The organism is Rufibacter sp. JT20002, assembly GCF_056491185.1.
This window is the reverse complement of sequence record NZ_JBSZJY010000002.1, coordinates 13,745-28,493: the sequence shown is the minus strand read 5'-3', so window position 1 is coordinate 28,493 and position 14,749 is coordinate 13,745. Positions and strand designations below refer to the sequence as shown.

At 50.8% G+C, this 14,749-nt stretch carries 8 protein-coding genes; 2 read left to right on the top strand and 6 right to left on the bottom strand.

The features are described 5' to 3' along the window. Positions 1 to 118: 118 nt before the first annotated feature. Positions 119 to 5,611, top strand: a complete 5,493-nt coding sequence (locus ACW9SV_RS09610; protein ID WP_479556545.1) for an Ig-like domain-containing protein — start codon at positions 119 to 121, stop codon at positions 5,609 to 5,611. Positions 5,612 to 5,817: 206 nt separating this feature from the next. On the opposite strand, the gene ACW9SV_RS09605 is transcribed toward ACW9SV_RS09610, so the two are convergent. The 4 genes from ACW9SV_RS09605 to gndA form a co-directional block, all read right to left on the bottom strand. Next, positions 5,818 to 6,903, bottom strand: a complete 1,086-nt coding sequence (locus ACW9SV_RS09605; RefSeq protein WP_479556544.1) for a Gfo/Idh/MocA family protein — start codon at positions 6,901 to 6,903, stop codon at positions 5,818 to 5,820. 113 nt (positions 6,904 to 7,016) lie between these two features. Beyond that, a complete protein-coding gene (gene pgl / locus ACW9SV_RS09600; RefSeq protein ID WP_479556543.1) occupies positions 7,017 to 7,745 on the bottom strand; it encodes a 6-phosphogluconolactonase in 729 nt (242 codons plus the stop codon). A gap of 7 nt (positions 7,746 to 7,752) precedes the next feature. Further along, positions 7,753 to 9,267 (bottom strand): glucose-6-phosphate dehydrogenase, encoded by a 1,515-nt coding sequence (zwf, locus tag ACW9SV_RS09595; RefSeq protein WP_479556542.1) that lies wholly within the window; start codon positions 9,265 to 9,267, stop codon positions 7,753 to 7,755. Positions 9,268 to 9,369: 102 nt separating this feature from the next. Then, complete coding sequence (gene gndA, locus ACW9SV_RS09590; protein ID WP_479556541.1) at positions 9,370 to 10,788, bottom strand: NADP-dependent phosphogluconate dehydrogenase; 1,419 nt, start codon at positions 10,786 to 10,788, stop codon at positions 9,370 to 9,372. 224 nt (positions 10,789 to 11,012) lie between these two features. On the opposite strand from gndA, the gene ACW9SV_RS09585 reads away from it, so the two are divergent. Then, positions 11,013 to 11,708, top strand: a complete 696-nt coding sequence (locus ACW9SV_RS09585; protein ID WP_479556540.1) for an SOS response-associated peptidase — start codon at positions 11,013 to 11,015, stop codon at positions 11,706 to 11,708. Positions 11,709 to 11,895: 187 nt separating this feature from the next. Here the strand turns inward: ACW9SV_RS09585 and ACW9SV_RS09580 are convergent, their stop codons facing one another. Then, positions 11,896 to 12,231 carry a hypothetical protein gene (locus ACW9SV_RS09580; protein ID WP_479556539.1) on the bottom strand — a complete coding sequence of 112 codons (336 nt, stop codon included), beginning with the start codon at positions 12,229 to 12,231 and terminating at the stop codon, positions 11,896 to 11,898. Between the two features lie 815 nt (positions 12,232 to 13,046). Next, positions 13,047 to 13,889, bottom strand: coding sequence for a helix-turn-helix domain-containing protein (locus ACW9SV_RS09575; RefSeq protein ID WP_479556538.1), 843 nt, complete (start codon positions 13,887 to 13,889; stop codon positions 13,047 to 13,049). Positions 13,890 to 14,749: the final 860 nt, after the last annotated feature.

Genomic DNA, 14,749 nt, shown 5'->3' with positions numbered 1-14,749 from the left:
TGTGCGGCAGGAATTACATAACTGGAATACAACAACTTCTTCTATAGATTTAAATTTTCTGCCTCAAAGGCAGAATCTATACCTCTTAATATTTCTAACATTTAATCCTTAAACCTTTATGAAGATTCTATACTATGCCAGGACTACCCTGCTTAAAAAGGGTAAGTCACTCCTTCTGTTGGGGCTCCTGTTATGTAGTTCTTTCTTGTCCAGGGCCCAAACCTTGGTCTGGGAAGAAAACTTTGACGGAACCACCATCAACCCCGATAACTGGACCTTCGATTTTGGCGATGGCTGCGAGCGAGGTATCTGCGGTTGGGGGAACAACGAGCTAGAGTATTATACTAGTCGGCCCGAAAATGCCCGGCTCGAAAACGGCAACCTCCTGATTGAGGCCCGGCGTGAAAACTTCCAAGGGAAACCCTTTACCTCCGCCCGGATGAAAACCTTTGGGCGAGTCCATTTCAAATACGGCACCCTAGAAGCCAGAATCAAGGTACCCAATCTGGAGAACGGTTTATGGCCCGCTTTCTGGATGTTAGGCACCACCGGCAGGTGGCCTGCTAGTGGCGAGATTGACATCATGGAAATGGGTTCGGCAGCAGCCATCCGGGACGGCATGACCAATAAACGCGCGGGAGCCGCCGTGCATTGGGAAAGCGGCAATGCCCAGGCAGACTATGGCAAAGACTACAACAGCCCTACCAATTTAACCGACGACTACCATGTCTATAAAATGACTTGGGATGCCGAATTCATAAAGGTTTTCATAGACGGGACTGAGTTCTTCAGCTTCAACATTGCCGGGGCATCTGCGTCAGACCTGGAAGAATTCCATCAGTCGCAGTATATCATATTGAATTTGGCGGTGGGTGGTATTTACACCGGCATTCCTACCGCTGCCGGAGTTACCGCTCCTCTCCCTGGCAAAATGTACGTGGACTATATTAAACTGTACCAGAACGCCGGAGATGAGCTGTACTTGGGCAAGGACAATGCTTTTGCCGGTACTTTCGGAATTTACACCGAAAACCCGCAGGTTAACAACAAACTCACCTACGGGCAAGACGCCAACCTCTACATCTGGAACAACCTGACCACCATTCCTGATGCTACTGCCTTTGAGGGAAACGAGGTGCTGGCATTACGAGCCTTGGCCGGAAACTGGTTTGGGTTAGGCGTGGAAAACAAAGCCATCAACCTCCTCAACTTTGCCGATGGTTTCCTGAAATTCAACCTAAAAACCTCCTACGCCGGTCAATTCAAGGTAGGCATCACGAGTGGGCACGGAGAAAGCTGGATAAATTTTCCGCCTGGGGCTACTCAGTTTGGGTTGGTTCGAGATGGGCAGTGGCACGAGGTAAGCATCCCGTTGAGTGCCTTCAACAACCCTAACATGGGCATGCACATTGACCTGGCCTCCATTACCCAGTCGTTTATGCTGGCTGGGGATGCGCCGGGTGCCACCGCAGATTTCTACATAGACAATATCCATTACAGCGGCGGAGTAGCGGCGAACCCGTATCCCGAGGTGTCTCTTACTTCACCGGCAAACGAGGCGGTATTTTCTACCTCCGCCGCTATTACGTTGAACGCCTCGGCCACCGATGCCAACGGAAGCATCACCAAGGTAGACTTCTTCCAAAACAACGTACTGCTGGGATCAGATGACACCAGTCCGTATAGCTTCACCTGGAACAACGCCCCGGCAGGAGTCCATACCATCACAGCAAAGGCCACTGACAACGAAGGTGCGGTCACTACCTCTAAACCGGTCACCCTGTTTGTAGCAGCTCCCAACAACACGCCACCGGTAGTATCCATCACCAGCCCCACGGCAAGCTCCAGCTTCACTACTCCGGCTACGGTGACCATCAATGCCACTGCCACCGATGATGGCTCTATCTACAAAGTGGAGTTCTACAACGGCACTACCCTGCTGGGAACCGATCTCACTAGCCCTTTCAGCTATACCTGGTCTGGAGTGGCCGCCGGCACCTATAACCTCACCGTAAAAGCCACCGACAACGGAAAGCTGACCACCACCTCTGAGGCGGTAGCTGTGGTAGTGAAAGACAATTCTGTGGTAGCCAATGAATTTGGTATCTACACAGAGAACGCTGCCATCACCCAGAAACTAGTGTACGGGCAGGATGCCAACCTCTTTATCTGGAACGGCCTTACTGCCATTGCCGGGGCTGCTCCTTTAGAAGGTTCTGAAGTACTGGCTTTCCGGGCTACGCCAGGTAACTGGTTTGGCTTTGGTATTGCCCATGATGTTAAAAACATCAGCCATTTTAAGACCGGTTCTCTGAAATTCCACTTCAAAACGGCTTTCACCGGTCCGTTCAAACTTGGCATCATCACCAGCGGCGGCGAAAGTTGGATTGAGTTTCCGGCCAATGTCCAGAAGTTTGGCTTGGTGCGTGACGGCGAATGGCATGAAGTGGTGATCCCGATGTCAAATTTCGCCAACGTTGATTTAACCAACCTGACCCAGGCCTTCGTGTTTGCCGGAGATGCCCCCACCGTCAATGCTGATTTCTACCTGGATAATATGTATTTCAGCACCCAGGCACCAGCCAACACTGCTCCGGTGGTAACCATTACCTCCCCTGCAGCTTCGGCCATCTTTACCGCGCCTGCCAGCATCTCCATCAGCACCGATGCCTCTGACCCAGATGGCACCGTCTCTAAAGTGGAATACTTTAGTGGCACCACCAAGATTGGGGAAGATGTAACCGCTCCTTTTGCCTTCACCTGGACCAATGTAGCCGCAGGAGAGTACACCCTTTCTGCCAAAGCCACAGACAACGGAGGCTTGGTCACTACCTCTTCTGAGGTGAAGATCACCGTGCAGGAGGCTGCCAGCCGTGGACCTAACCTGGCCCTGAATAAATCGGTTACGGTTTCATCCGTTGAGAACCCTTCCAACCCAGGTTCAAACGCCGTGGACGGAAATGCCACTACTCGCTGGGCCAGTGCTTTCAGCGACCCGCAATGGCTTTCCGTGGATTTAGGGGCCGCCTACAACATTAACGAAGTAAAGATCACCTGGGAACCAGCCTTCGCCAAAGACTATGAAGTACAGACTTCCTTAGATGGAACTACTTGGACTTCCGTTAAGACCATCACTGGCAATACCACCTTGGTGAACGACCACGCAGGATTAACTGCCAACGGCCGGTACGTTCGGATTTACGGCACCCAGCGGGCATTACCTTACGGGTACTCCATCTTTGAACTGGAAGTGTATGGAGCCGCTCCGGATGCTTATTGCGCAACTGCCGCCAACGGAGATTACAGCTATAAAGCCGTTACTACTGGTGAAAACGTGAACTTCACGTTCCATCCACTAGGCGCAACAGCCGGAGGGAATTTGGCCATCATCTACATCAGGGAAGGCGCCGCTGGTGCTTACCCAGGATATACCATGACCAAGAATGCCGCCGGTGACTTTACCTTCTCCAAACCTATTGCTGCGGGCACACCCCTGAGTATCTACTTCACCTACCAAGTGGGCGCGAATGGTCCGGAAAGAAACTCAGCGGCTACCCCTCACAGCTACACCGTGGGTGAAACCTGTGGTGGCACTCCAGACACCACTGCACCAACCGTTAGTATTACCTCACCCGCGGCTTCTGCCACCTTCTCGGCCCCGGCTAGCATTACCATCACAGCCGATGCAGCAGATGCCGATGGCTCCGTGAGCTTGGTCGAGTTCTACAACGGCACCAATTTGCTAGGCTCAGACAACACCGCTCCCTATTCTTATACCTGGAACAACGTTGCGGCCGGCACCTACTCGCTCTCTGCCAAAGCCATGGACAACAGTGGTCTAAACACCAGCAGCACGGCGGTGTCTGTGACGGTGAACTCGTCTAACCCTTTCGCTTCCAATCTGGCCCTGAACAAACCAGTGACTACTTCTTCCAATGAGGCCCCGGGTACCGCCGGTGAGAATGCCGTAGACGGAAACCTGGGAAGCCGGTGGTCCAGCACCTTCAGTGATCCGCAATGGTTGGCCGTTAACCTGGGCAAAACTTACAAGGTGAACCAAGTGAGAATCACCTGGGAACCTGCTTATGCCAAAGACTATCAGGTACAGATCTCTAACGATGGCCTGACCTGGAATACCATTAAAGACGTGGTCGGCAATTCAACCCTGGTGAATAACCATACCAGTCTGGAAGCCATTGGCCAGTACATCCGGGTGTACGGTACCCAACGCGCCTTGCCGTACGGGTATTCCATTTTTGAACTGGAGGTCTACGGCGAAGAAACCACAGTACCTGTCAATACCCCACCTACCGTGGCTTTCACCAGTCCCACCTCTTCTACCTTTACCGCACCGGCCACCATTTCTCTGACGGCTGCCGCCACTGATGAAAATGGGTCCGTTACCTTAGTGGAGTTCTTTAATGGTACCACCAAACTGGGAGAAGACGCGACGGCTCCTTACACTTTCAATTGGCAGAATGTAACTCCGGGCACATACGTTCTGACCGCGAAAGCTACCGATAACGAGGGCTTGTCTACCACTTCCTCACCGCTCACCATTCAAGTACTTTATCCAGACGCGGACGGTGATGGCGTGACAGCAGAAACCGATTGCAACGATCAAAATGCCTCGGTGTACCCCGGCGCTCCGGAAGTTTGCGACGGTGTGGACAATGACTGCAATGGCCAGACAGACGAAGGGGTGAAAACCACGTTCTACGCAGATGCTGATGGCGATGGCTTCGGAAATGCGGCGGTAACCACCTTGGCCTGCGAGGCACCTATCGGTTACGTTACCCAAGCCGGAGACTGCAACGACCAGGACAACTCCATCAACCCGGCCGCCACAGACCTGTGCGATGGGATTGACCGCAACTGTGATGGCAAGGTAAAAGCGCCGCTTCAAACGCCTACCATATCCGTTACGCCTTCTTCTACTGTTTACACCGGGGGCAATGCCAACACGCTTTACTTGGGGTATGGCGCCAAAAGTGTAACGCTCACGGCCCAAACTCCCAAAGCGGTTAAATTTACCTGGAATCCAGCACCTGGGTTGAAAAATACAAATCAGGCCAGTGCCACCTTTACGCCAACCGCCGCCGGGACTTACACCTTTACCGTAGTTGGTTCCAATAGTGATGCCTGTACCGCCAGTGCCTCGGTGACCATTACCGTGATTGATGCCAGAGGCGGTAAGAAAATGGACAAAGTAGTGCTTTGCCATAAAGGAGTAGCTACCACCGTGGGAACAGAGGAAGTGCAAATCCACTTAGCACACGGCGATAAATTAGGGGCTTGTACCACAACCAGCCTGGCTACCAGCCAAACTGCTTCCTTAAAACAAGAGCTTCCTGTTGCCTTAAGGGTGTTTCCTAACCCGGCCCAAAGCAAGGCAGTGATTGCCTTTACTTCAAGCAAAGCAGGTCAGTTTGAGGTAGCCGTGTATGACTTGAAAGGAACCCTGGTAAAAACCGTAGCCAAAGGAAAAGCCCAGGAGAATCAGTCCTTCTCCTATGAGGTAGACGCCACTACGCTCGCTGAAGGGGTTTACCTGATCAAGCTAGTCTCTGAAAAAGAAGTAGCCACCCAGCGCCTGATGGTACGCCATTAACAGCCTGGTTTTACCAAAACACCAAAAAAGCTCTGGCATAAGCCAGAGCTTTTTTATTTGAAGGTACTTTACGCCCTTAGCCAATGTCTAAATTTCAAAGCCTTTACGCAGGTATAGTTAACCATAGGATTAGCGATTGTAGAAACCTGGAAAGGATAATTATCCGCTTTTAACTCGCTTTCCGAAAACAGCACTGAACTCCTCTCCTATTTCAGGAAGACTGTTTTCTTCTGCTTAGCTGATTCCTTTGCTGCTTCCAGAATCTCCACCACTGTGACATTTACGGGTAGGCCATATTGGTCATTTTTGTCTAAGGTAAGTTTACCGCGCACCACCGAGGCCAGAAAGGAAAATGGATCGGTGTAAGGTTCTGGCCGGGGCTCCAGTTTTGTTTCCTTCTCCGGCGCATCGTTGCTTAACCGCTGCCGCACGGTGGTGGCATCCACGGCTATAGCATAGCCTTTGTTTCCGTACACCTCCATGTCTTTGCGCGGGAAAGTCCAGTTCCAGGAACCCTGGATGATGCACTGGGCTTTGGGGTACTGCAGAATGATGGAGGCTTCGTCATCCACGTTCGGGTATGTTTCGGGCTTGTTTTGCTGAATCACGGCCGTAACCGAAACCGGTTTTTCGCCCTGCAAAAGCCAGGTCATCAAGTTGGCCCCGTAGCACCCAAAATCCATCAATGCCCCGGCCCCGTTCTTAGCCGGATCAGTCAGGATGTCCAGGAACTCCTTGCTGACGCCAATTTCCTTTGGCCCCTGGTGCCCATCATTTACCATCACTTTCCGGATATCGCCCAACTGCCCTTTCCGCACCAGGTTATGTACATACTGGTTGCTGGCGTACCATGAAGTTTCAAAATTGGTCAGCACCTGGATGCCGTGTTTGGCCGCCAATGCCTGTATCTCCTTTGCCTCAGCCAAAGAGAAAGCCAGCGGTTTTTCCACCATGACATGAATCTTGCGGGGAGCGCAGGCCCTCACCACCATGATGTGCTCACTAATTGCCCCAAAAGCCGAAACCGCTTCAGGCTTCACCTGATCCAACATCTTGTTGAGGTCGGTGTAAAACAGCTTCTGGTTGAGCTTGTACCGCTTGGCGTATTTGTCTGCCAGTTCTTTGTTAGGTTCGTAGATTCCCACCAGGGTGATGTCCTGCTTTCCGGGCCGATTGAAGAACCAGTCCACATGGCCGTGGGTGAGGCCGGCTATGGCCACTTTCACCGGAGTTTGGGCAAATGCCTGCGAAAACAACATAACACAAAGAAGACTGAGGAGGAAAGATTTCATAAGCTGTGGTTCTAAGAATGTAGTAGTAGAAAAGGATGGAAAAAGCCAGCGCGTCTCTAAAGGTCCTATTTAGAAACACGCTGGCTTAGAGTAGCTTCCTTGCTTTATCGGGGTTAAGCTTTCTTGGTCAGGAGGCTGGTAGCAGCTTCATCCACGAGCCAGATGGGTTCTGCCTGTACCGCCCGGATGAGTTGGGTCGGATACAGTTCTGGGTTAGGCTCCCCTTCCAGAACTTCGTGCAGGGCCTTGGCTTTCTTCTGGCCGTACGTCATGAACACGATCTTTTTGGCCTGGTTTAGACAAGGGGCCGTTAACGTGATGCGGTACATAGACTGGGGCTCCAGGTAGTAGGCTTGCACCATCCTTTCCTTTTCGTGCAACACCGCCGTGCCCGGAAACAAAGAAGCGGTATGCCCGTCGTCACCCATACCCAGCAAGATCAGGTCAAATTGCGGAGTGTTGCTGCCGAAATGGTTTTGGAGCTGTTTTTCGTAAACCTGGGCAAAAGCCTCGGGGGTACCTTCTCCCCACATCGGGAAGATATGGCTCTTGGAAATGGGCACATGGTACAGGAGGGTCTCAAAGGCCATCTTGGCGTTGCTCCGGTCATCGGTGAGCGGTACCCAGCGCTCGTCTCCCCAGAAAATATAAGTATGCTCCCAGGGCACCATGTCACGGTACAGGGGATGAGCCAATAACTTATACAATTGCTCCGGCGAGGAGCCCCCGGTGAGGGCCACGGAAAAGCGGCCGTTTTCCTGTACTGCTTCCTGCGCCGTCTGCACAAAAATTTCCGCCGCCGCTCTGCTTAGTTGAGCAGGAGAATCAAACACCTTGATCATGGTACCTCTATTTTTGGCTTTGATAGTAATTGGTGACGGTCCAGGTATGGCCGTCACGGGCAATAAGGGCCTCGGCATTCTCTGGTCCCCACATGCCAGCCGGATAATTGGGGAACTCCAACGAAGGACGTGACTCCCAAGTCTCCAGAATAGGCATCACCACCTCCCAGGCAGCCTCTACCTGGTCAGAGCGCATGAACAAGGTGGCATCTCCTTGTAAGGCATCTAGCAGCAGAGTTTCGTAGGCTTCGGGCGTTTGGGTGGAGCAGTTGTCGTAGTCAAACACCATTTCGGCGGGGGTAAGCTGCATTTCCAAACCGGGCCTTTTGGCCGTAAACCGCAGCCTGATATCCATCTGGGGCTGAATGTTGATGGTTAACCGGTTAGGCAGGAGGCTTTCGGCCATGGAGTTGGAAAAAGTGGAGTGCGGCACGGGTCTGAACTGCACGGTGATGGAAGAGGTCTTTTCCTGCATCCTTTTGCCGGTACGCAGGTAAAACGGTACGCCCTGCCACCGCCAGTTGTCCAGGTAGAACTTTACGGCGGCGTAGGTCTCGGTATTGGAGTTGGGGTTCACGCCCTCTTCTTCGCGGTAGCCGGGCACTTTCTTGCCTTGCTGCCACCCCGGCCCATATTGGCCTCTTACCGCATAACGGGTCACCTGCTCGTGAGTCAACGGACGGATGGCCCGCAGCACGTCTGCCTTGCGGTTCCTGATTTCCTCTGCCTCAAAAGACACCGGCGGTTCCATGGCCACCATGCACAGGAGTTGCAGCAGGTGGTTCTGGATCATGTCGCGCAGGGCACCGGCTCCCTCATAGTAGCCGCCCCGGTCTTCCACGCCCACTTCCTCGGCCACGCTGATCTGCACGTAATCAATGTAATTCCGGTTCCAGAGAGGTTCAAACAGGGCATTGGCAAACCGAAAGGCCAGAATGTTCTGCACGGTCTCTTTGCCCAGGTAATGGTCTATCCTGAAAATCTGGCTTTCCTGAAAGTGCTGCGTTAACAGCTTGTTCAGGCTGCGGGCCGTCTCCAGATCTTTCCCGAAAGGCTTCTCCACGATAATGTGGTCTTTCTCCACATCATTGGCTAACTGGGCATTATGCAGATTAACGGTAGCGGCCTCAATGAACTGGGGAGCCACCGACAAGTAGAATAACCGATTGGCGCGCAGCCCCCAAGCCTTGTCCAGAGAATCCATTTTCTCGGCCAGCCGCTTGTAGGCCGCAGGGTCGTTGATATCGGAACGCAGGTAGGAAATGTTCTCGTGGAAGGCTTCCCAGCTTTTCTTTTCTGGTTGGCCGGTACGGGAGAATTCAGTTAAGCCTTCGTATAAATGGGTGCGGTAGTCAGGGTCACTGAACTCGGAACGCCCTAACCCGATGATCGCAAATTCATCCGGAAGCCAGCCTGCCAGGGAAAGATTGTAAAAGGCCGGCAACAGTTTGCGTTTCGTTAAATCGCCAGTCCCGCCAAAAATGACCACAATGGTAGGGGCTGCTTTCTTAACTGATTTCATAGTGGAATTTACTTTTATTCACTTCTCCCCGAGCCCTACATAAGGCATAAGACTAGGGGGTATTTGCTTTAAAACGATGGTAAATGGTTTGACAGGCCTACCCTAATCCCATTGGGTGTGGAAAATGCCGGATTGGTCAACGCGCTCGTAAGTATGCGCCCCGAAATAATCGCGTTGGGCCTGGATCAGGTTAGTAGGTAAGACAGCACTGCGGTACGCGTCAAAATAGGCCAGAGAGGTCATCATGGCCGGCACCGGAATGCCTTTGTCAATGGCCAGTTTCACCACCTTGCGCATATCTTCCTGCCGGTTGAGCAATTCCTGCCCAATGGTTGGGTCCAGCAACAGATTTGGAAGCTCCGGATTGGTTTCAAATGCCTGACGGATGTCTTCCAGGCAAGCGGCTCTGATAATGCAGCCCCCGCGCCAGATTTTAGCTACTTCCTGTAATTCGAGCTCGTAATTATAGGTAGCCGAAGCCACGCGCAGCTGCACCAAGCCTTGGGCATAGGTTACCAGCATGGCAAAATAGAAGGCATTCTTAAGTTGTTGCTCCAACACGTACCACTCGGGGGTTTGCTCTTCTCCCATGGGGGCACTGGCCAGGCTCTGGGCGGCCAATACGCGCTCCTCTTTGTACGCCGACATGTCACGCATGGTCACGGCAATATCTACGGTAGGCAGCGGCACCTGCAGGTCCATGGCGTTCTGCGAAGTCCATTTACCGGTTCCTTTCTGGCGGGCCCGGTCAGAGATGAGGTTCACTAAATTCTGGCCGGTCACTTCGTCCTTCTTTTTCAGAATCTGGCCGGTAATCTCAACCAGGAAAGACTGCACCTCGCTTGCGTTCCACTCCTCAAACATGCGCTGCATTTCCTCATCGGGGTTGCCCAGGCCCCGTTTCATCAGGTCATAGGTCTCCGCAATAAGCTGCATGATGCCGTACTCAATACCATTGTGCACCATTTTCACGTAGTTCCCCGCTGATCCGTTACCCAGGTAGGTCACGCATGGTTCACCGTCCACTTTAGCGGCCACTGCCTCAAATATGGGACGTAACCGCTCGTAGGCCTGGCGGTCACCGCCCGGCATCATACTTGGGCCAAAACGCGCGCCTTTCTCCCCGCCCGAGATGCCCATGCCAAAGAAATGGATGTTCTTCTGGGCCAATTCCACCACCCGTCGGTCGGTGTCAGGGAAGTAGGAGTTTCCGCCGTCAATCACAATGTCGCCGGGCTCCAGCAAAGGAACCAAACTGGCAATGGCGGCATCCACCGCTTTTCCGGCGGGCACCAGCAACATCACCGCCCTAGGCTTTTGCAAGGAACCCACAAATTCCTCAATGGAAGTGGTGCCTTTCACGGCTTTTCCGGCTTCAGCTTCGGTTTCCAGCGCGGAGGCTTTCACCGGATCAAGGTCCAATCCTACCACCGAAAAGCCGTGGTCAGCTATATTTAAAAGTAAATTCCGGCCCATTACTCCCAACCCAACCATTCCAAAATCAAATTCCATATTGGTCATGTCTGCTTTTATGTAGTAGTTTAGAAATGAGATACGCGTATAATTGGGTTAAACTTAACTTTATTTCTCTAAAATTAGGCAAAACCTTAGGTTAGGAATAGGTTTCTTCTGCTCTAAAGACTGTCAGTGAAGACGATGGACACCCTCAAAAGGCAGCCTCTTTTCCTGTCCTTTTTCTGAAAACCAGCCGTAAACCCAAAGGAGGCCCTTTAACTAGATTTCTTATGTGCGGACGATACTCAGTGATTCCCCGGAAAAAAGGGAAAGAACCCAAACACCCTAGTACGGTCTCCCAGATTCTGGACAAGTACCAGCAGGAGCCCCGTTTCAATGCCGCCCCTTCCCAGCTTCTGCCCGTGATCACCAACCAGGCTCCTGAGGAAGTGCAGTTCTTTTCATGGGGGTTGCTGCCCAGCTGGGCCAAAGAAAAAGAGCATGGGTTGCGTCCTATCAATGCCCGCACCGAGACCATTCTGGAGAAATCAACCTTTAAGCGGCTAGTGGCCCACAAAAGATGCCTGGTACCCGCCGATAGTTTTTTTGAATGGAAGAAAGTGGGCAAAGACAAAACACCCTATCGCATTTTGATGAAGGAAGAGCAACTTTTCACTTTTGCCGGGCTCTGGGATGAATGGGTAGACCCCGGCACGGGAGAGATCCTCCATACCTTCACCGTCATCACCACTGAGCCCAATGAACTCATGGCCGGCATCCACAACCGCATGCCTGCGATCTTACACCCCGAGGAGGAGAAAATCTGGCTCTCCAACTCTGACGATGTGCCCCGCCTGGTAGAACTGCTCCGCCCCTACCCTGCCGAGGAGATGATGGCGTACCCCGTTTCTGCCCTGGTGAATTCCACCAGCCACGACGTACCCGCTGTGTTGGAACGTGTTTCTGAGCAGGGCAGCCTTTTCTAAAGGTCAGGGACCCTAACAAAATGGCGTAATGGTAGGAGGTTTGATCAACACTGCCCATAAATGCAAAGCCCCGCCAGAAGCGGGGCTTTGCATCATCATCTGCGCTTGTTAACTACATCTCGTTTCAGGCCTGTTTTCCTTTAACTGGGGCCTAAACGGTTTTTAAGACAATCTGGAACGGACTTACTTACTTCCGTTTTTTAGCTAACGCTACTGCTGGTCCCGCCGGGGACTGCGCTTTCCGATTGGTCAGTTCACTGAAAAGAACATATCCAGCTTTGTCGCCTACGCTCACCACTGCCCAATGGCCGTTTATTGTGTGGTGGTACAGCACTTCATCGGTGGTATTCAAACTGGCGATAATCTCAGAGGAGGTACCTGCCTGACGGTACATTTTCACATCGTTACAAGTAACCTGGGCTTCAATGCATTTCTTGTTTTTGGGAGCTCCTGCTTTGTTTTTTTGGGCAAACCCCAAAAAAGGCAGGGTAATAAGGGTGAGTAAAAGCATTAATTTTTTCATGATTTCAGGGATAAACTAAGGTAAGTTGATCTGGAATAGCAATTAGAAAAGCCTCTTTGAATAGGCGAAGGGAGTGAAAACCCGCTAAATAGGATAGCGCTTGATGGTGCTGTTTTGATCGCGTTTTTGGATACAGATCATCCTGTAGCCTTTGGTAAAAGGGTTGGCGGGTCAGAAGCCATTTTTTGGGCAGAACACCCTAAAAGCTTCTTGTCTAATTATCAAAGGCGTTTGGTCTGGATTGCCAAATTGGGGTAAGGCGCAACTGCTGCCCAATTTCTGGGTGGCAGGTGGAAGGACGCTGGCCGATAGGTTTTCGGCAAAATGTTGGCGTTTGTGTTAGGTGGGTTGACACCCAGTCTGGCAAAATCACCTTCTTTTCTGCTCAGACAGGAACGTTAAGAATGTTTGACCTATCTATATCGAAGACGTTTGAATTTGAACTTATGGGCCGTGGTCAGAAGTAAATTCAAGTGCCGTGGGTAAGGGTAAACCTTTAGTAAACCTACCCTAAGGCTCTTCAATAAGGTCATTTAGTCTTTTTCTGCTACCTTCTTCCTTTCTCTTTCAAGGAGGAAGGCTGCCTCTTGCTTCTACTTTCTTGCCGCTGACACTTAGTGGTGAAAGCTAACTTGTTTCTTACCGCATCATCTAAAGGCCTTGTCTGCCTTTACGCTGGAAGAGGTACTTTGCGCATCTTTCTTCCCCCCTTGGTACCCGGTTTTTGCTTGTATTCGGTTGTGGCTTCCCGGTAAATCTATAACAAAAGTACATCCTTATTCTAGCTTAGGATAGTACGAAAGTGCCATTTTTTGTTAAAATTCTACTCTTGAGGTATAATTTTCATCCGTTAAGGGGGTTTCTTTTAAGAAATTGGAAGGACTTCCGCCCGCAAACCTTTTAAAGTCTTTGATCAGGTGCATCTGGTCAAAATATCCGCAGTCAGCTGCAATGGCCGTCCATTCTTTGGTGGGGCATTGGAGTTTCTGGGTAAGCGCGTGGTTAAACCTGGCAACGCAGTAAAAGAGCTTGGGCGCCATACCTACCTGCTCGGTGAACCGGCGCTCAAAATTACGCCGGCTCATGTTGGCCTCGGAGGCCAACTGCTCTATGGAATTCAACTTACCACCTCGCAAAAGATAATTGGCGATTTGTATAATGCTGTCTTCGTGCTCACGGCCCTTCTGTTTTGTAAGAAAGTAAATCAGAAAGACATCTGCCAGAGCTCCCATCTGTGGTAAGGATCGGGCGGCGCATAGTTGCTCATAAAACCACTCTACCCGTTGATCCAGCACCTCCTCCGTATTAAAAACATAATTGGTGAACTCGACCCCGGGATGATGAAAGATCCTGGTGAACCCGCCGGGCCGGAAGATAATCTCAAAGAAGGCGTACTCTCCCCTGAAAGTCATTTTTCCATTGGACTGCGTGCCTAGCCCTACAATTCCCCCGTAGCTGCCGCCTTTCAGCATCTGTCCGGTCTGGGGGTTTTGCAGGTCAACAGGTTTGGATTTGAAAAAAAAGGGCATACTTATCTCGTGCGAGGCGTGCCAGGGTTTGATGAGATCTTCCCCTTGGGTATTGAACTCCCGAAAGGTATAACACCGCACATAAGGTGCCAGGACCAGGGCAGGCGGAATCTCAGAGGTGGTAATCATTAGACTAGGAAGGGAAGTAATCTGAAATTTGCCTGTTCTTCATGGCCCCATTTAAAGCAGGGCACAAAATCCTTGTAGGGTCACCGTTGGTTTTTGCGGTTGTTTTTAGTTGGTTGGTTGTGGTTGCAGGACTTTTCGGTTTAACGCCCTTAAAGCTCGAAGGCTCCACTTCGCTTTTCATCGGAAGAGGTCTTTTTCTGCTTTAAGCCGATTACTTTAGAAAGAACTCTAAAGCACCATAGCGTTATTTTACATAATTATACCACCAAAAAACTTTTATGTTGCTTTGGGTTTGCTTGTTGGCAGAAGATCTCTTGCTTTTTTTCATAAGGTGCAGCGCACCTAGGGTAAAGGTCTACCCTTCTTCTTACGATTCATTAAGTTTTTGCTCCAACAATTCAAAAAGATGAAACTGATTCTTTTTGTTCATCCACCCTCTCTTTTCTCAACCGACAATATATTTCTTTGAAATAGGTCTGACTATCTCAACTTACATCTATTCAAATTTTATCAACACACCTTATCACAAAGGGTAATATTTTATTATTTTTTAAATTTATTCACAAACCAAACACCTTTTTACAATTATTACGTAAAAGGTCTATTTCCCTGAGTTTGCTTTTTATTTTTTTTATAAGGCTTTCCTGAAGAAAGGAATAGGCCAAGAACCGGCTGCTTCCACAAGAAAACACAGAGACCTCTTACGCTTCTCCTTTTTAGTACCTTTTCTGATAATAATTCAGCCACTGTGCTTCGGCCAATGCTTTCACAGGCTCCATAGGTTGGTTGTTTTTTTTTGCGCTTACCTCTTGAAGTTCAAATCTCTTCTGGAAACAGGAAGTTACCCTAGTTCTTTATCC

Excerpts from the sequence above, each read along its gene's own strand:
- ACW9SV_RS09610 (WP_479556545.1), top strand. The coding sequence starts at position 119 with ATGAAGATTCTATACTATGCCAGGACTACCCTGCTTAAAAAGGGTAAG.
- ACW9SV_RS09585 (WP_479556540.1), top strand. The coding sequence starts at position 11,013 with ATGTGCGGACGATACTCAGTGATTCCCCGGAAAAAAGGGAAAGAACCC.
- ACW9SV_RS09580 (WP_479556539.1), bottom strand. The coding sequence starts at position 12,231 with ATGAAAAAATTAATGCTTTTACTCACCCTTATTACCCTGCCTTTTTTG.
- ACW9SV_RS09575 (WP_479556538.1), bottom strand. The coding sequence starts at position 13,889 with ATGATTACCACCTCTGAGATTCCGCCTGCCCTGGTCCTGGCACCTTAT.
- zwf (WP_479556542.1), bottom strand. The coding sequence starts at position 9,267 with ATGAAATCAGTTAAGAAAGCAGCCCCTACCATTGTGGTCATTTTTGGC.
- ACW9SV_RS09605 (WP_479556544.1), bottom strand. The coding sequence starts at position 6,903 with ATGAAATCTTTCCTCCTCAGTCTTCTTTGTGTTATGTTGTTTTCGCAG.
- gndA (WP_479556541.1), bottom strand. The coding sequence starts at position 10,788 with ATGACCAATATGGAATTTGATTTTGGAATGGTTGGGTTGGGAGTAATG.
- pgl (WP_479556543.1), bottom strand. The coding sequence starts at position 7,745 with ATGATCAAGGTGTTTGATTCTCCTGCTCAACTAAGCAGAGCGGCGGCG.